Source organism: Novosphingobium aquiterrae, from assembly GCF_042434435.1.
In the GTDB taxonomy this organism is placed as follows: domain Bacteria; phylum Pseudomonadota; class Alphaproteobacteria; order Sphingomonadales; family Sphingomonadaceae; genus Novosphingobium; species Novosphingobium aquiterrae.
Map to the genome: position 1 here is coordinate 26,317 of NZ_JBHLTL010000004.1, position 16,661 is coordinate 42,977.

Annotated in this window: 18 protein-coding genes and 1 tRNA gene; 10 read left to right on the forward strand and 9 right to left on the reverse strand. The window is 64.2% G+C overall.

Features of this window, described 5'->3' with window-relative positions:
- The first annotated feature begins 7 nt into the window (after nt 1–7).
- Entirely contained in the window at nt 8–2,131 is a 2,124-nt protein-coding gene (gene scpA, locus ACFFF7_RS06080; RefSeq protein ID WP_379480492.1) for a methylmalonyl-CoA mutase, read from the forward strand.
- Between the two features lie 11 nt (nt 2,132–2,142).
- On the forward strand, nt 2,143–4,161 hold the full coding sequence (locus tag ACFFF7_RS06085; protein ID WP_379480493.1) for an ATP-binding protein: 2,019 nt from the start codon (nt 2,143–2,145) through the stop codon (nt 4,159–4,161).
- A gap of 7 nt (nt 4,162–4,168) precedes the next feature.
- On the opposite strand, the gene ACFFF7_RS06090 is transcribed toward ACFFF7_RS06085, so the two are convergent.
- From ACFFF7_RS06090 to ACFFF7_RS06100, 3 genes are all read right to left on the reverse strand, one after another.
- Complete coding sequence (locus ACFFF7_RS06090; RefSeq protein WP_379480494.1) at nt 4,169–4,669, reverse strand: GDSL-type esterase/lipase family protein; 501 nt, start codon at nt 4,667–4,669, stop codon at nt 4,169–4,171.
- A 134-nt stretch (nt 4,670–4,803) separates the two neighbouring features.
- Nucleotides 4,804–5,154: a hypothetical protein gene (locus tag ACFFF7_RS06095; protein WP_379480495.1), complete on the reverse strand. Its 351-nt coding sequence runs from the start codon at nt 5,152–5,154 to the stop codon at nt 4,804–4,806.
- Nucleotides 5,123–5,527: a DoxX family protein gene (locus tag ACFFF7_RS06100; RefSeq protein WP_379480496.1), complete on the reverse strand. Its 405-nt coding sequence runs from the start codon at nt 5,525–5,527 to the stop codon at nt 5,123–5,125. Before ACFFF7_RS06100 ends, ACFFF7_RS06095 begins: the two co-directional genes overlap by 32 nt.
- A gap of 199 nt (nt 5,528–5,726) precedes the next feature.
- On the opposite strand from ACFFF7_RS06100, the gene ACFFF7_RS06105 reads away from it, so the two are divergent.
- Nucleotides 5,727–6,098, forward strand: a complete 372-nt coding sequence (locus ACFFF7_RS06105) for a tRNA-binding protein (protein WP_379480497.1) — start codon at nt 5,727–5,729, stop codon at nt 6,096–6,098.
- Here the strand turns inward: ACFFF7_RS06105 and ACFFF7_RS06110 are convergent.
- The gene (locus tag ACFFF7_RS06110; protein ID WP_379480498.1) at nt 6,095–6,862 is read right to left on the reverse strand and encodes a cyclase family protein; all 768 of its coding nucleotides are present in this window, start codon (nt 6,860–6,862) and stop codon (nt 6,095–6,097) included. The two genes, ACFFF7_RS06105 and ACFFF7_RS06110, sit on opposite strands and share 4 nt — an antisense overlap.
- A 46-nt stretch (nt 6,863–6,908) precedes the next feature.
- Between ACFFF7_RS06110 and ACFFF7_RS06115 the strand changes: the two genes are divergently transcribed.
- Nucleotides 6,909–7,685, forward strand: a complete 777-nt coding sequence (locus ACFFF7_RS06115) for an acyl-CoA thioesterase (RefSeq protein ID WP_379480499.1) — start codon at nt 6,909–6,911, stop codon at nt 7,683–7,685.
- Here ACFFF7_RS06115 and aroB read toward each other — a convergent pair.
- Nucleotides 7,682–8,788: a 3-dehydroquinate synthase gene (gene aroB, locus ACFFF7_RS06120; RefSeq protein ID WP_379480500.1), complete on the reverse strand. Its 1,107-nt coding sequence runs from the start codon at nt 8,786–8,788 to the stop codon at nt 7,682–7,684. The two genes, ACFFF7_RS06115 and aroB, sit on opposite strands and share 4 nt — an antisense overlap.
- Nucleotides 8,779–9,354, reverse strand: coding sequence for a shikimate kinase (locus tag ACFFF7_RS06125; protein ID WP_379480501.1), 576 nt, complete (start codon nt 9,352–9,354; stop codon nt 8,779–8,781). The genes aroB and ACFFF7_RS06125 overlap by 10 nt, the downstream gene beginning before the upstream one ends.
- A gap of 210 nt (nt 9,355–9,564) precedes the next feature.
- Between ACFFF7_RS06125 and ACFFF7_RS06130 the strand changes: the two genes are divergently transcribed.
- The 4 genes from ACFFF7_RS06130 to ACFFF7_RS06145 all read left to right on the forward strand — a co-directional run bounded on the left by ACFFF7_RS06130 (nt 9,565) and on the right by ACFFF7_RS06145 (nt 14,834).
- Nucleotides 9,565–11,394 carry a hypothetical protein gene (locus tag ACFFF7_RS06130; RefSeq protein WP_379480502.1) on the forward strand — a complete coding sequence of 610 codons (1,830 nt, stop codon included), beginning with the start codon at nt 9,565–9,567 and terminating at the stop codon, nt 11,392–11,394.
- A gap of 5 nt (nt 11,395–11,399) precedes the next feature.
- Nucleotides 11,400–12,284: a tyrosine recombinase gene (locus tag ACFFF7_RS06135; RefSeq protein ID WP_379480928.1), complete on the forward strand. Its 885-nt coding sequence runs from the start codon at nt 11,400–11,402 to the stop codon at nt 12,282–12,284.
- Between the two features lie 9 nt (nt 12,285–12,293).
- Nucleotides 12,294–13,253 (forward strand): acetyl-CoA carboxylase carboxyltransferase subunit alpha, encoded by a 960-nt coding sequence (locus ACFFF7_RS06140; RefSeq protein WP_379480503.1) that lies wholly within the window; start codon nt 12,294–12,296, stop codon nt 13,251–13,253.
- A gap of 99 nt (nt 13,254–13,352) precedes the next feature.
- Nucleotides 13,353–14,834, forward strand: a complete 1,482-nt coding sequence (locus ACFFF7_RS06145; protein ID WP_379480504.1) for a M48 family metalloprotease — start codon at nt 13,353–13,355, stop codon at nt 14,832–14,834.
- Nucleotides 14,835–14,933: 99 nt separating this feature from the next.
- Here ACFFF7_RS06145 and ACFFF7_RS06150 read toward each other — a convergent pair whose 3' ends face one another.
- From ACFFF7_RS06150 to ACFFF7_RS06160, 3 genes are all read right to left on the reverse strand, one after another.
- Nucleotides 14,934–15,116, reverse strand: coding sequence for a Flp family type IVb pilin (locus tag ACFFF7_RS06150; protein ID WP_296678817.1), 183 nt, complete (start codon nt 15,114–15,116; stop codon nt 14,934–14,936).
- A gap of 261 nt (nt 15,117–15,377) precedes the next feature.
- The gene (locus tag ACFFF7_RS06155) at nt 15,378–15,560 is read right to left on the reverse strand and encodes a Flp family type IVb pilin (RefSeq protein WP_296678815.1); all 183 of its coding nucleotides are present in this window, start codon (nt 15,558–15,560) and stop codon (nt 15,378–15,380) included.
- Nucleotides 15,561–15,679: 119 nt separating this feature from the next.
- Entirely contained in the window at nt 15,680–15,862 is a 183-nt protein-coding gene (locus ACFFF7_RS06160; protein WP_379480505.1) for a Flp family type IVb pilin, read from the reverse strand.
- Nucleotides 15,863–15,973: 111 nt separating this feature from the next.
- Between ACFFF7_RS06160 and ACFFF7_RS06165 the strand changes: the two genes are divergently transcribed.
- A complete protein-coding gene (locus tag ACFFF7_RS06165) occupies nt 15,974–16,354 on the forward strand; it encodes a (deoxy)nucleoside triphosphate pyrophosphohydrolase (protein WP_379480506.1) in 381 nt (126 codons plus the stop codon).
- Between the two features lie 51 nt (nt 16,355–16,405).
- Nucleotides 16,406–16,482 (forward strand) — tRNA-Arg (locus ACFFF7_RS06170).
- The last annotated feature ends 179 nt before the right edge of the window (nt 16,483–16,661 follow it).

Consider the following 16,661-nt stretch of genomic DNA (forward strand, 5'->3'; position numbering starts at 1 on the left):
AACCGATATGACCAAACCGACGATCACCGAATGGGAAGCCGCCGCCGCCAAGGAGGTGAAGGGCAAGGACCTGACCTGGAACACCCCCGAGGGGTTCCCGATCAAGCCGCTCTACACCGCCGAGGACGCCGGCGATCCCGGCCTGCCCGGCTTCGCGCCGTTCACCCGCGGGGTGCGCGCCTCCATGTATGCCGGGCGGCCCTGGACGATCCGCCAGTACGCCGGATTCTCCACGGCCGAAGAGAGCAACGCCTTCTACCGCCGCAACCTTGCCGCCGGGCAAAAGGGCCTGTCGGTCGCCTTCGATCTCGCCACCCACCGCGGCTATGACAGCGATCACCCGCGCGTGGTCGGCGATGTCGGCAAGGCCGGGGTGGCGATCGATTCGGTCGAGGACATGAAGATCCTGTTCGACGGGATTCCGCTCGACCAGATGTCGGTCTCGATGACCATGAACGGCGCGGTGATCCCGATCCTGGCCTTCTTCATCGTCGCCGGGGAAGAGCAGGGGGTCGATCAGAGCAAGCTCGACGGGACCATCCAGAACGACATCCTCAAGGAGTTCATGGTCCGCAACACTTACATCTACCCGCCCGAGCCGAGCATGCGGATCGTCTCGGACATCATCGCCTATACCTCGGCGCACATGCCCAAGTTCAACTCGATCTCGATCTCGGGCTATCACATGCACGAGGCCGGGGCGACCGCGGTGCAGGAACTGGCCTTCACCATCGCTGACGGCAAGGAATATGCCCAGCGGGCGATGGCCGCGGGGCTGGACATCGACGCCTTCGCCGGGCGGCTCTCGTTCTTCTTCGGCATCGGCATGAATTTCTTCATGGAAGTGGCCAAGCTGCGCGCCGCGCGCACCTTGTGGCACCGTGTGATGGACGGGCTGGGCGCCAAGGACGAACGCAGCAAGATGCTGCGCACCCACTGCCAGACCAGCGGCGTGTCCTTGCAGGAGCAGGACCCCTATAACAACGTGATCCGCACCACGATTGAGGCGATGGCCGCGACCTTGGGCGGCACCCAGAGCCTCCACACCAACGCACTGGATGAGGCGATTGCCTTGCCGACCGATTTTTCGGCGCGGATCGCGCGCAACACCCAGATCGTGCTGGCCGAGGAAAGCGGGATCACCAGGGTGGTCGATCCGCTCGGCGGGTCCTATTACGTCGAGGCGCTGACCAGCACCCTGGTGGACGAGGCGTGGAAACTGATCGCGGAGGTCGACGGCCTTGGCGGCATGACCAAGGCGGTCGCCACCGGCATGCCTAAGCAGCGGATCGAACAGGCCGCCGCCGCCAAGCAGGCGCGGGTCGACAAGGGCGAGGACGTGATCGTCGGGGTCAACAAGTACAAGCTCGCCAAGGAAGAGCACCTCGACACTCTCGACATCGACAACCACGCGGTGCGCGATGCGCAGATCGCGCGGCTCAAGGCGACAAGAGCGGCGCGGGATGAAAGCGCTTGCCAGTCCGCGCTCAAGGAACTGACCCACGCAGCGAAGCAGGGCGGAAACCTGCTCGAATTCGCTGTCCGCGCCGCGCGCCAGCGCGCCACACTGGGCGAAATCTCCGATGCAATGGAGGCAACCTTCGGCCGCTATGGCACCCAGCCGGTCCCGGTGACGGGGATCTACGGCAAGGCCTATGCCGAAGACGCGCGCTATGGCCAGGTGATCGAAGGGGTCGAGGCTGTCACCCGCCGCCTTGGCCGTAAACCGCGGCTGCTGGTCGCCAAGATGGGGCAGGACGGCCACGACCGCGGCGCCAACGTGATCGCCAGCGCCTTCACCGACATGGGCTTCGAGGTGACCAGCGGGCCGCTGTTCCAGACCCCCGAGGAAGCCTGCGCGCTGGCTTTGGAGAACGACGTCGATGCGATCGGCGCTTCGTCGCTGGCGGCGGGCCACAAGACGCTGATCCCCGAACTGATCCGACTCTTGAAGGCCGCCGGCCGCCCCGACATCAAGGTGGTGGCAGGCGGCGTGATCCCGCCGCAGGACTACGACTTCCTGCGCGATGCCGGGGTCCAGGGGATCTACGGGCCGGGCAGCAACGTGGTCGAATGCGCGGCGGACATGCTGCGGCTGCTCGGGCACAATATGCCGCCGGTTGACGCATAAGGAACGAAGTGATGTTCAAGAAAATCCTCATCGCCAACCGTGGCGAAATCGCTTGTCGAGTGATCAAGACCGCCCGGCGGATGGGTATCCAGACTGTCGCGGTTTATTCGGATGCCGATGCCCGCGCGCCGTTTGTGCAAATGGCGGACGAGGCGGTGCACATCGGCCCGTCGCCCGCCGCGCAGAGCTACCTGATCGCCGACAAGATCATCGCCGCGGCCAAGGCGACCGGGGCCGAGGCGGTGCATCCGGGGTACGGGTTCCTCTCCGAGCGCACCTCGTTCGCCGAGGCGCTGGCCAGGGAGGGCATCGCCTTCATCGGCCCACCGGTGGGCGCAATCGCCGCGATGGGCGACAAGATCGAGAGCAAGAAGCTGGCGATGGAGGCGGGGGTCAATGTCGTCCCCGGCTATGTCGGGGTGATCGAGGATACCGAGCACGCGGTGCGCATCTCCAACGAGATCGGCTATCCGGTGATGATGAAGGCCAGCGCCGGCGGCGGCGGCAAGGGGATGCGGCTGGCCTACTCCGAAAAGGACGTGCGCGAAGGCTTCGAGGCGACCCAGCGCGAGGGGCTCAACTCGTTCGGCGACGACCGCGTGTTCATCGAGAAATTCATCCTCAACCCGCGCCACATCGAGATCCAGATCCTCGGCGACCAGCACGGCACCATCCTCTACCTCAACGAGCGCGAATGCAGTATCCAGCGCCGCCACCAGAAGGTGGTCGAGGAAGCGCCGTCGCCCTTCGTCACCCCCAAGATGCGCAAGGCCATGGGCGAGCAGTGTGTCGCCCTGGCCCGCGCGGTGGGATATTATTCCGCCGGGACGGTCGAACTGATCGTCTCGGGCGCGGACCCGACGGGCGAGAGCTTCTACTTCCTCGAAATGAACACCCGTCTGCAGGTCGAACATCCGGTGACCGAAGCGATCACCGGGATCGACCTTGTCGAACAGATGATCCGCGTCGCCTATGGCGAAAAGCTGGCGATGACGCAGGACGACATCGGCATCGATGGCTGGTCGATCGAGAACCGCGTCTATGCCGAAGACCCTTACCGCGGCTTCCTGCCCAGCACCGGGCGGCTGGTGCGCTATGATCCGCCGGTGGCCGGCTGGGAAGACGATGGCGCGGCCAACGGCCGCCGCGGTGTCGACGGCGTGCGGGTCGACGACGGCGTCTACGAAGGCGGCGAAGTGTCGATGTTCTACGATCCGATGATCGCCAAGCTGGTGACCTGGGGCAAGACCCGCGACGAAGCGGCGGACAAGCAGATCGCCGCGCTCGACATGTTCGAGATCGAGGGGCTGGGCCACAACATCGATTTCGTCAGCGCGATCATGCAGCACCCGCGCTTCCGCTCGGGCGAGCTGACCACCGGGTTCATTGCCGAGGAATATCCCGACGGGTTCCACGGCGCGGCGACCTCCGACACGGTCAAGCGCCACCTTGCCGCGATCGCCGGGTTCGTCGCCACCGCCCGCGCCGACCGGGCCCGGCAGGTCGACGGCCAGCTCGACGGTGCGCTCGAGCCGCCCTACGACTGGGTGGTGACCATCGGCGGCCAGACTTTCGCCATCTCGCTTGAGGACGAAGTGCTGGTCGATGGCGAGCCGCTCGACATGGGGGTTCACTACACTCCCGGCGACCGCCTGATCGAAGCCCATATCGAGGGTGACACCTATGGTGTGAAGATCGAGCCCACCCGCACCGGGCTGAAGATGACCACACGCGGAGCGATCCACCAGGTCCGCGTGCTGCCCGCGCACATCGCGCACCTGACCCAGCACATGATCGAAAAGGTCCCGCCTGACCTCTCCAAGTTCCTTATTTGCCCGATGCCGGGGCTGCTGGTCTCGCTGAACGTGGCCGAAGGCGACAAGGTCGAGGCGGGTCAGCCACTCGCCGTGGTCGAGGCGATGAAGATGGAGAACATCCTCCGCGCCGAAAAGAGCGCGACGGTCAAGAAAGTCAACGCCAAGGCGGGCGACAGCCTGGCGGTCGATGCGGTGATCCTGGAGCTGGAGTGAGCCGATGCTATCGTGCGCGCTGCCGTAGACGGTTGCGAAGCGCCGCTTGTAATGCCTTGCCGGCAAGCGGCCCCATCCGGGCAAAACCAAGCCGGTTGGGGTGCAGACCGACGTTCGACAGCCCCGGCAAAAACCGCCCATCTGGCCCAGCCAGAGCTGCGTGATAGTCGACCAGCGCAATCTTTTCGCGGCTGGCATAGGCTTGCAGCCAGCGATTGTGATCGGCAACGAAGGGCATCAGCTTCACGCCGGGGGCCAGCCAATATGAGTCGGCGGGGGTCAAGTTCCCCAGAATCAAGGTTATGCCGTGCGCCCTGGCCAGCTCAACCATGGAAGCAATATTGCTGCGCACCCCGGTTGCATCGCCAGGTTTCATTGCGTCATTGAGCCAGCCATGATGTGCACGACGCGCGGCTTCAGCTGGATCACATCCTGCTGGAATCGCAGTAGCATCTGACCGTCTTTTTTGCGTGGATACACCGCGGCCAAGCACTTCGCCGCTGAACATTGGCCGATCCGCGATCGGCCAATATTCGGTGATCGAATCGCCAAAGAATATCGCGCGGTCTGGTGTGTCGGAGCCTGAGAACGGTTGGTATCGCGATATTGGCACAGGCCGTTCGGATCGAATTGCTCTGCGCGCTACAGCTGATTGAGTGCGGCATCACTGAAGTGCGGATCGAGCGGTTGAAAGGTCTGAGGCTGGATCGTTTCGGGAAGCATCTGCACGAAATCGACGCGCAAAGATTGGCAATCAAGTCGATCGAGCGCGGGATCAGCGATCGGCGTTGGGGCGGTGGCCGCAGCCAGGGCGGCGATGACCGCAGCTAAGGACTTCATGGTTTTGAGGTGCCCTTGGCCTTGATCGGTAAGTTCAGCCGCCTTTGCACGCCAGTCCTCGAAATGGCCGCGCGCCGGAAAAGTGCGATTGGAATAACCGGGATACCATCGGCAGGGCGGCTCAAGCTTTTGCCTTGTCCTGAGCGGCGACAAGCAACAACAGGACCAGCAAAGCCACACTGTATTCGCTGCCCCCGGTCCCGTGCTCGCCGACAAACCAGCCGAGCCGGGCGTGGATCAGCACGATGCCGCCCGCTGCAATGGCGGCCAGCGGGATGGTGGCAAGGCGAACGTGGCGGCCTGCGATCAACAAGGCGCCGCAGGCCAGTTCGGTCAGGGTGATCGCCCAGACGATCACAGTCCCCATGTTGAGCGAAAGACCCAGATTTTCCCAGAACAGGGCGAATTGGGGAATTGTCCATCTGGCAATCCGGACACTCGCGTGGGCCACAAAGAAGATCGCGGTCATGATCCGGGCAATCACGAAGGACGCGTCTAGCGAGATGAATGGATAGCGTTGCAGCATGATTGTCCCCTTCGGGTGCGTCTTTCACCTGTTGCAACCATGACGCAATATTGCGCGGTGCACCGGTACGTCTACGCGACCCATTTGGCGGCTTGCAGGAGCGGCGCCGCGGATTAATCTTGACGTCACGCTCGTGAAGGTCAGCGCCGTGCGAGCGGCATTCGGCAATTGCATACGCTGATCGAGGAGCTTGAATACCATGCACCTGAGCCACGCCCCCGATGCCCCGCGCGGCGAAGACATAGCCTTCGACCAATTCCTTGCGGTCGACATCCGCGTCGGTACGGTACTGTCGGCTGAGCCGTTCCCCGAGGCGCGCAAGCCCGCCTACAAGCTGGTGATCGATTTCGGCCCGGCCATCGGGGTGAAGAAATCGAGCGCGCAGATCACTGATTGCTATGCGCTGGAGGATTTGCCGGGGCGGCAAGTGGCAGCCGTGGTGAACTTCCCGCCGCGCCAGATCGGCAAGTTTATGTCCGAAGTGCTGACGCTCGGCTTCGGCGACAACGAGGGCGCAGTGATCCTGTTCTCGCCGGATCGCCCGGTACCCAATGGATCGCGGCTGTTTTAGCCAATCAGCGCCACGGCGCGGATCCAGCCCGCGCTAGCACCCTCTATCTTGACCGGGAAGCAGCTGAAAGTGAAGCCGTGAGGGGGCAGGGCGGCCAGGTTCATCAGTTTCTCGATCTGCCAATAGGGCCGCACGCGCCCGGCCTTGTGGCCCTCCCAGATGATCGCCGGATCGCGGCTTTCGGCCCAGCGCCTGGCTGTGTGGCTGAAGGGTGCGTCCCAGCTCCACGCATCGGTGCCGACCACTTCGACACCGCGCTCGGTCAACCATAGCGTCGCCTCCGCGCCCAGACCTACGCCCTGGTCGGTGAAATTGTCGGTACCGTAAATCGCGCCAGACTGGACCAGCACGATGTCGAGCGGCTTCAGTTGGTAGCCGATCCGGTCCAATTCGGCTTCGACCTGCGGCGCCAACACGACGGTGCCATGGGGAAGGTGGCTGAAATCGAGCTTTACGCCAGGACGAAAGAACCGGTCGAGCGGGGCCTCGTCGATGGTCGGGGCACGCCGCGCACCGTCGTCAGTCGTCGAGTGATAGTGCCACGGCGCATCCATATGGGTGCCGTTGTGGGTCGACAGGGTCAGCGTCTCCACCGCCCATCCTTCGCCGTCTGGAAGGTCCTGCTTGGTCAGCCCGGGGAAGAACAGCGCGATCTGCTGCCAGGTCTCGCTGTGGTCGGTATAGGTGATCTGCGGGAGCATCACCGGCGGGTCGGAAACCACCGTGGTGGTGATCGGGATCGACAGATCGATGAATTGGGTCATGACCTGAGTGTTGACCTGCTTTCCGTTTACGTCAATGGCAAGGCGCATGAGCTTGCCCCGCGCCCTTGCCGCCCTTCGCCCGACCGCCGACGGATTTGCCGCCGCCATTCCTGAGGACTGGATGCAGGGACGCACTGCCTATGGCGGGTTTTCTGCAGCGCTGGCGCTCCATGCGGCGCAGCGCCTGGCGGATGACTTGCCCCCACTGCGCTCGGCCCAGGTCAGCTTCGTCGGGCCGCTGGCGGGCGAGGTCTCGGTCAGCGCGCGAATTCTCCGGCGCGGCCGCAATGCCAGCTGGATCAGCGCGCAGGTCGTTTCCGAGGCCGGTGTCGGCCTGACCGCGACCTTCGTGTTCATGGGCGCGGTGGAACACAGCCCGCTGCACCTGCACGATGTGCCGCTGCCGCGCGACCTGATCCCGCTCGATCAGGCGGTTCCGCTGCCGCTGCGCGCCGGGCCCAGCTTTGCCCCCAATTTCGACCGCCGCTTTGCCCTGCCGCAAAGCGAGGGCAAGGAGCCGGTGATCTGCTGGTGGGAACGGCTGCGCGATGCCGAGGGCCTCGATCCGATGGTCGCGCTGATCCTGCTGGCCGATGCCCTGCCGCCCGGCGTGATGCCGCTGACCGGGCCGGTGCCGATCAGTTCGATGACCTGGCTGGTCAATTTGCTCACTCCGCAGCCGGAGACCGACGACGGCTGGTTCCTGCTCCGCGCCGCGGGCAACTATGCCGAAAAGGGCTGTTCGAGCCAGGACATGGCGATCTGGAACACTCGCGGCGAGGCGGTCGCGGTGGGCATGCAGTCGATCGCGTTGTTTGGCTAGCGCGCGAGTTCTTTATCAAGAAAGGCTGCGACGTCGTCCAGCGCTACGTCGCGCGCCAGGAAAGCCTCGCCGATCCCGCGCAGCAGCACGAAGGGCAGTGTCCCGGCATCCATTTTCTTGTCGTGGAGCATATGCGCCACCAGGGAGCGGCCGTCGCAATTGAGGCTCAGGCCGGAAATATCTGCCGCCATGCCCAATGCGCGCAAGTGTGCGGCGATGTGTTCGGCGCTGGCCATGGGCATCAGGCCCCGCGTCGCGGAAAAGCGCGCCGCGAGGACCATGCCCAGCGCCACTGCCTCGCCGTGGAGCAGGTGATCGGAAAAGCCGGTCTGGGCTTCCAGGGCGTGGCCGAAGGTGTGGCCGAGGTTGAGCAGGGCGCGGGCACCGGTAGTTTCGCGCTCATCCTCGGCGACGATGCGGGCCTTGGCGGCAACCGAATGCGCCACGGCATATTCGCGCAGCGCCGGATCGCCCGCCAGCATCGCCGCGGCATTGGCATCGCACCAGGCAAAGAAATCGGCATCGCCGAGCAGGCCGTATTTTACCACTTCGGCATAGCCGGCCAGCAGTTCGCGCCGGGGCAGGGTATCGAGCACGGCGAGATCGGCAAGAACCAGCGAGGGCTGGTGGAACGCGCCGACCAGGTTCTTGCCCGCCGAGGTGTTGATCGCGGTCTTGCCGCCGACGCTCGAATCGACCTGGGCAAGCAGCGTCGTCGGCAACTGGATGAAGTGGCAGCCGCGCTTGAGCACGGCAGCGGCAAAGCCGGTCAGATCGCCGATCACCCCACCGCCCAGCGCAAGAATGTGGTCGCCGCGTTCGACTTCCTCGGCCAGCAGCCAGTCCAGCGTTGCGGCCAGCTGGTCCCAGCCCTTGGTCGCCTCTCCCGGGGGCAATATCCGCCACACCGCTTCGTGACCGCCCTCGTGCAGGGCATTCTCGATCACCGCGCCCCAGGCCGCATGGACATTGGCGTCGGTAATGATCGGCACCCGGCGTTTGCGCAGCTTGCCGCGGCATTGGTCGACCAGGCCGACCAGCAATCCGGTGCCGACCCGCACCTCATAGGGTGCGCCAGCGATAGCCACAGGGATTACAGCCATGCGTCGATACCCTTCAGAACCTTCGCAACCGTGCGCGAATGCGGGCCCGGCGTGCTTTTCACGTGAATTGGCGCCTCGCCATAGAATGGCGCGCGATCGTTGCGCAGCCGGGTCAGGATCTCGCGCGGGTCGCCCTGACGCAGCAGTGGACGGCTATCCTTGCGGCCAACGCGCTCCATCAGCGTGTCGACATCGCTGTCGAGCCAAACGACGACCGCGCGATCTAATATCAGTTTGCGCGTTTCCGGATTCACGAAGGCACCGCCGCCGGTGGCGATGATGCAGCGATGATCGGCACCGTCGATCAAGCGGGCGATGACCCGCCGCTCGCCGCTGCGGAAATAGTCTTCTCCGAACTGTTCGAAGATTTCGGCGATCGACATCTGCGCCGCGCGCTCGATCTCTTCGTCCGCGTCGATAAACGGCAGGTGCAGTAGGTTGGCCAGCTTGCGCCCCACGCTCGATTTACCCACGCCCATCATGCCGACCAGCACGACCGGTCGGTCGAGCCGACGTGCCAATGCCTCGATTTCGGCATGAGAAAGCGTGGATTGATCGCACTGCATTGCGGTCTCGCCTATAGATAGGCTAACCCACCGTGCAAGCATTAGGGATGAGAGGTCACGGGTGGCGTTGAAGTTGCGCAGGGAATGGATTGTGGGATTGGTCTTGTTCGGCCTCGCCGTCCTTGCCGTGCTGGTCCTGGCCTGGCGGGACGCCGGGATCGAGCCGGTACGCCCGCTGACCGCGCCTGCCGTCCTTCCCGGAGCAGCGCGATGAGGCGTGCCGGATTGCTGATCGCCGGTACCGCGCTGGCGCTGACCTCGGTCTGGGCCGCTGCCCAGGATTCGCCGGAATCGCTGCTGCCGCCGGGTTTTGAAAAGCCGAAGCCTGCGCCCAAGACAGACACCTCTGCGCCGAACGCAACCTCGTCTCCGGTGGTACAACCCATTCCCGGCGGAAGCAGTTCCGGCGCTGGAACGGTGACGCGTGCGCCAACCCTGCCCTCGGGCGCGCGCATTCCGACGCTGCGCGAGCTTGAGGCCATGACGCCCGATCAATTGGACGAACTGCTCGGCCTCAAGCCGAAGTTCGACATGCCAGGGGCCGCGCGCCGCTCTGTGACCCGGGTGGGGGTATTATCGGGCGCCGAAGGCGGCCTGCCTTCGCAGTCGGTTGCGCGCCAGCCGGCAAACCTGGTCCGCGCGGCGCTCGACGGTAACAAGGGCGTGCTTGTATCGCGCTGGGGCCATATCCTGCTGCGCCGTGCGCTGGCCTCGCGGCTCGATGCGCCGGCGGGCATGAACCCTGCCGATTTCGCCGCTTCGCGCGCTGCCCTTTTGGTCCGCATGGGCGAGGGTGAGGCTGCGCGTGCATTGGTTCAGGACGTCGATGCCGGAAACTATACCCCGGCAATGACCCAGGCCGCGATGGATGCCTATGCCGCGACGGCCGACATTACCGGGATGTGCCCGGTGATCGCGGTCCACGGCGGGGTGCGCAAGGACGCCGACTGGCGGGTCATTCGTTCGGTCTGCGCCGCCTTTCAGGGCGATGGCGCGGCCGGCATGGCCCAGCTCGGTCAGCTTGAGCGCGGCGGAGTCTGGCCGCGGATCGATATGCTGCTGGCGCGCAAATATGCCGGCGCTGCGGGCAAGTCGCGCCAGGCGGTCAAGATCGAATGGGACAATGTCGAGGGGATGACGCCATGGCGCTATGCCCTGACAACCGCCGTGGGGCTGGAGCCGCCTGCCAATCTGATGCGCGATGCCGGACCGCGTTATAGCCTGATCGCCGCGACGGCACCGATGCTGCCTTTGCCCAGCCGCGCCACAGCCGCTGATCTGGCCGCGGGCTTCGGTGTTTTGTCCAGCGCGGCGATGGTCGATCTTTACAGCCAGATCTATGCGCAGGACGATATCACAGGCGATTGGGCTGATCGCGCGGACTCGCTGCGTACTGCCTATACCGGTGCAACGCCGCAGGACCGGATGACCGCGATCCGATCGCTGTGGGACACCGGCTCGGATTCGCGGGCGCGCTATTCGCGTCAGGTGCTGACGGCTTATGCCGCCGCGCGCATGCCGGCGGATGGCGCATTCGCCCAGGATTCGGGTGATCTGGTCGCCTCGATGCTGACAGCCGGACTTGACCGCAATGCGCTGCGCTGGTTGCCGCAGGCACAGAAGGGCGGCCTCGCCTGGGGCCAGCTCGTTCTGGTTGCGCCGAATGGACAGGCCGCGGTCGATCGCGGCGCGCTGGACGATTTCTATGACGGCGACACCAGCGAAGCCCATCGCAAGTCGCGCTTCCTGATTGCCGGGCTGGCCGGCCTGGGCCGGGTGGATGCCGGCGTAGCGCGGGACTTTGCCGCCAAGCTGGGGATTGATCCCGGACGGCAGACCCGCTGGACCACCCTGATCGATCAGGCTGCGGCGGTAGACAACAAGACGCTTGTTGCCTTTCTTGCCGGGGTCGGGATGCAGGGTGATGGCTGGGACAAGATGACCAGCGTCAACTTGTTCCACATCGTCAGCGCCCTGAACCGCGTCGGCATGACGGCAGAGGCCCAGATGATCGCGGCCGAAGCCGTCGCGCGGGGGTAAGGCCGCTGTCCGCGGCGATCGATTCCTTTCTGGCCATGCTTGCCGCTGAACGCGGTGCGGCTGGCAATACGCTGGCTGCCTATCGCCGCGATTTGGAGAGTGCCGAAGCGGCACTGGGCGATCTGGTAAAGGCCGATGGTGCAGGCCTTGCCTCGCTGGGCAGTGCCTGGTCCGACCTGGCCGCATCAAGCGTCGCGCGCAAGTGTTCGGCGCTGCGCCAGTTCTTTGGATTTCTGGTCGATGAAGGGTGGCGCAAGGATGATCCATCGCCCGCCTTGCCGCGGCCGCGGAGCCGCCGTCCCCTGCCGCGGCTGCTCTCCCATGCGGACCTTGCCGCACTGTTCAGCCATGCAGAGGCCGAGGCGCAAGGCGACCAGGCCGAGGCCGTCCGGATGCTGGCCTTGCTCGAACTGCTCTATGGTTCGGGCTTGCGCGCGACCGAGCTGGTCTCGCTTCCGCTCAGCGCGGTGCCGCGCGATGCGCCGTTTCTGACAGTTACGGGAAAGGGCGGGCAGCAGCGCATGGTCCCGGTCAGCGGCCGGGCGCGGCAGGCGCTGTCGCGCTGGTTGGCGCTGCGCGGAACGGGCGGCAAGATGCTGTTTCCGTCAAGCGGCGCGCAAGGGCATCTCGGCCGGGTGCGGCTGTTTCAGCTGCTGCGCGCGCTCGCCGGGCGTGCCGGTCTCGATCCGGAAAAGGTCAGCCCGCACGTGCTGCGCCACGCCTTTGCCACCCACCTGCTGGAAGGCGGTGCCGACCTGCGGGTGCTGCAGACCCTGCTGGGCCACGCCGATATCGCGACCACGCAGATCTATACCCATGTCGACAGCGCGCGGCTGGTTGCCCTGGTCAATGCCCGGCATCCTCTTGCGGTACGGCCCAAGCAGGGCTAGCGCAGCGCGATGATTTCCTACCTTGAGTTTGAAAAGCCCGTCGCGGCGCTGGAAGCCCGTATTGCCGAGCTGCGCCAGACCGCCAGCACAGGCGATGTCGACATTTCCGCCGAGATCCGCCGGCTTGAAGCCAAGAGCGCGGATCTGCTGGCCAGCACCTATGCCGCGCTGACGCCGTGGCAGAAGACCCAGGTCGCGCGGCATCCGATGCGCCCACACTTCGTCGACTTTGTTGCCACGGCCTTCACCGATTTCATGCCACTGGGCGGCGACCGCTATTTCGGTGACGACCAGGCGATCATCGGCGGCTTTGCGCGGCTGGGGCCTGATGGCAACGGCCGCAGGGTGATGCTGATCGGCCACGAGAAAGGCAACGATACGCAAAGCCGGATCAAGCACAATTTCGGCATGGGCAAGCCCGAAGGATATCGCAAGGCGATCCGCCTGATGGAACTGGCCGGGCGCTTTGGCCTGCCGGTCGTGACCCTGGTCGATACCTCGGGCGCGTTCCCCGGGGTCGAGGCGGAAGAGCGCGGCCAGGCCGAAGCCATCGCCCGCTCGACCGAGGCGTGCCTGGGTCTGCCGGTGCCGATGGTTGCCGTGATCGTGGGTGAGGGCGGCTCTGGCGGGGCCGTGGCGCTGGCCAGCGCAGAACGCGTATTGATGCTGGAGCACGCGGTCTATTCGGTGATCTCGCCCGAGGCCGGCGCTTCGATCCTGTGGCGCACGGCCGACAAGGCGCAGGAAATGGCCGAAGCGATGAAGACCACCGCGCAAGATCTGCTGGCGCTTGGCGTGATCGATCGGATCATCAAGGAACCGGTCGGCGGCGCCCACCGCAACCCCGAAGCGGCTGCTTTGGATGTGGGCAAGGCAATCGGCGAGGAACTGGACAAGTTGAGCCGGATGAAGCCGGTCGAACTGCGGACAATGCGCGAAGAGCGGTTCCTTAAAATCGGTCAGGTTTGACGCGGTTTCAGCGTCATGCAGGGTTAACACGCGGGAACTTATCGGTTTCCCCCTCGTTTGGATCGGGTTAGCATGCCTGCCATGCGCGAGGAGGAACAAATGAAGCGGTACACCCGGATATTTATCAACTGTGTCAGCGGCGTTTCCCTGATGGCGCTTCCTGTCGTCGCGATCGCGCAAACGGCGGCGACCAGTGGCGGCGCAGTCCAAACGATCAGTGCTGCCGACAAGGCTGCCGGAGCCAAGGCACACCCTCAGTTGCTGGCCGAATTCGGCGGTGCTGAAACCGGTTCGCAGGCCGCCTATGTCGAATCGATCGGCAAGAACATTGCCGTGCAATCGGGCCTGTCCGGCGCACGCAGCGATTTCACCGTGACCCTGCTCAACAGCCCGGTGAACAACGCTTTCGCGATCCCTGGCGGCTATGTCTACACCACCCGGCAGCTCGTCGCGCTGATGAACAATGAGGCCGAACTTGCCGGGGTGCTGGGCCATGAGGTCGGCCACGTTGCCGCGCGTCACGCCGCCAAGCGGCAAAGTGCAGCCACCAAGAACACCATCATCGGCGTGCTAGGCACTGTGTTGTCAAGCGTACTGCTTGGCAACAGCCAGGCCGGACAGTTGCTGCAGAAGGGTTTTCTGCAAGGGTCGCAGCTGCTTACGCTCAAATATTCGCGCGGGCAGGAAACCGAGGCGGACCAGCTGGGCATCACGTACCTCAAGCGTGCCGGCTACGATCCGCGCGCAATGTCGACCGTGTTGACCAGCCTGGCCAACCAGAACGCCCTCGATGCGCGGCTGATGGGTTCGACGAACCAGGTTCCAGCGTGGGCATCGACGCACCCGGATCCGGCGTCGCGTGTCCGAGCGGCGCTGGCCTATGCCGGTACAGCAGCCAAGGGGATTACCAACCGCGATACCTTCCTGACCCGGATCAGCGGACTGACCTATGGCGATGATCCGAAGCAGGGCGTGGTCGAAGGCCGCAAGTTTACGCATCCCGATCTGCGTCTGGGGTTCGAGGCGCCCAACGGCTTCTTCATGATCAATGGGACCCAGGCAGTGAATATCTCGGGCCAGTCGGGCAAGGGGCAGTTTACGGCCGCGCAATACAATGGCGACCTTGACGCCTATGTCCGGGCGGCCTTCGCCGGCCTGACCGAGGCCAACCAGCCGAAAATCGATCCAGGCACGATCAGCAAGACCACCGTCAACGGGATCCCTGCGGCCTATGCGACTGCGCGGGTCAACAATGCCGGCAGCCAGGTCGATGTGACGGTCTTCGCCTATCAGTTCGACGCGACACACGCCTATCACTTCCTGACCATCACCCAGGCAGGCGGCGCGGCCGTGTTCAATTCGATGTACGGATCGATGCGGCGGATTTCTGCGACCGAGGCCGCTGCGGTGAAGCCGCGCAAGCTTCTGGTGATCACGGCAAGGTCAGGTGACACCGTCAACACGCTGGCGCAGCGCATGGCCTATACCGACGCAAAGCTTGACCGGTTCTTGGTGCTGAACGGACTGACTGCATCAAGCCGGATCACCGCCGGTCAGAAAATCAAGCTAGTGACTTACTGAACCGGTGCATCGCGCACCGACAGCCGGCACAAAGAAAGAGGCGGCGGATTGCTCCGCCGCCTCGGTCTTGTGTTCGAAACCCTCAGGCTTCGAGCCGACTTAGCAAGACGTGGTCTTGGCGCAGTCCAGCTTGGTCGAAGCAGTGTTGAAGGTGTTCTGCAGGTTCTTGCCCATGTTCTGCATGGCAACGATCGCAGCAACCGCGATGAGGGCAGCGATCAGGCCATATTCGATGGCGGTCGCACCAGCTTCGTCGCGGATCAGCTTGTTGATGAACTTCATGATTGGTCTCCAGTTTTAAGCAGTTTCACTTACCCGCCCGTTCTCCGTAAAAACCCCAGGAGAGGACCAGACCGGGATAGCTTGGAAGTCTTGCCAACCTGTTAATAGCACAGGCGATTTGGGGTTAATTTCGACTGAAAATTCAACATCCTGATCGCAGTGCCGCGGGACTGCCGAGCGGTCCCTTCGGGCATAGAAAAAGGGCGGCGGATTTCTCCGCCGCCCCGTTTCCTGTTCGAAGCGATCAGGCTTCGGACGCGCTTAGCACGAAGTCGTCTTGGCGCAGTCCAGCTTGCTCGAAGCAGTGTTGAAGGTGTTCTGCAGGTTCTTGCCCATGTTCTGCATGGCCACGATCGCAGCAACGGCGATGAGAGCGGCGATCAGGCCATATTCGATGGCAGTCGCACCGGCTTCGTCACGGATCAGTTTGTTGATGAACTTCATGATAGGTCTCCAGTTTTAAGCAGTTTCACTTACCCGCCCCTTCAACTTTGAACCCCGGAAAGGACGACACCGGGTTAACTTGCAGTTCTTGAAAATTCCTTAACGGTTTGTCGCCACGCCTATGGGGCGATGGCCCGGGAAATGGCGTCGGCAGTTGCCTGCAGGCCGCCCTGCGAAGAACCGCCCAGCCTGCTCATCGCCGTCACAGCGCCAAGCGCCACCAGAGCGACGATCAGGCCGTATTCGATTGCCGTGGCCCCCTGTTCGTCCCCGGCCAGCTTCTGTATGATGCTCTTGAACATCTTCGACTTCCCCCGCATCAGCGTGTCCCGACGAAGAAATGGCAGCCGAGCCTTACCAAAAAGTTTACACGGGAACGCAAAGTGCAAAATAATCCGACATTGATTCCTGTCGTGGCGGTCGCCCTGATCAACGATGGGGGCGAAGTGCTGATGCAGCGCCGGCCGCCGGACAAGGCGCATGGCGGCCTGTGGGAATTTCCCGGTGGCAAGGTCGAAACCGCCGAAACGCTGGTTTCCGCCTTGCTGCGCGAAATCGAGGAAGAGCTGGGGATTGGGCTCGATCCCGACGCGCTCGAGCCCTTGAGCTTTGCCGCGCGGCCCGAACAGCCGCATGTCGTGCTGCTTTACATCTGTCGGGAATGGCACGGTGTGCCGACTGCGATCGAGGCGAGCGCGATCGGCTGGTTCTCGCTCGACGAGCTGGCCGCGCTGTCCATGCCGCCGCTGGATCAGCCCCTGGCGTGCGCGCTGCACCGGTCACTCAAAAGGTGAAATTAGCCGCTTGCCAAGCGTTGGCGACGCCCCTATGTGCGCCCTTCCAACGCGCCCGTAGCTCAGCTGGATAGAGCATCAGACTACGAATCTGAGGGTCGGACGTTCGAATCGTTCCGGGCGCGCCACATACCAAATGAGCCATCCGCAAGGGTGGCTCTTTTGACATGTGGCGGACCTCGGAGGCGTCGATCCTTGTCCTGATCGCCGCCCGGTCCAAGGCGGACAGCCATAGGAACACATTTGCACGGAATGCGTTTTGCATGCTGACTTTGGCGTGGCAAAGCCAGGCCAGCAGGGCAGATGC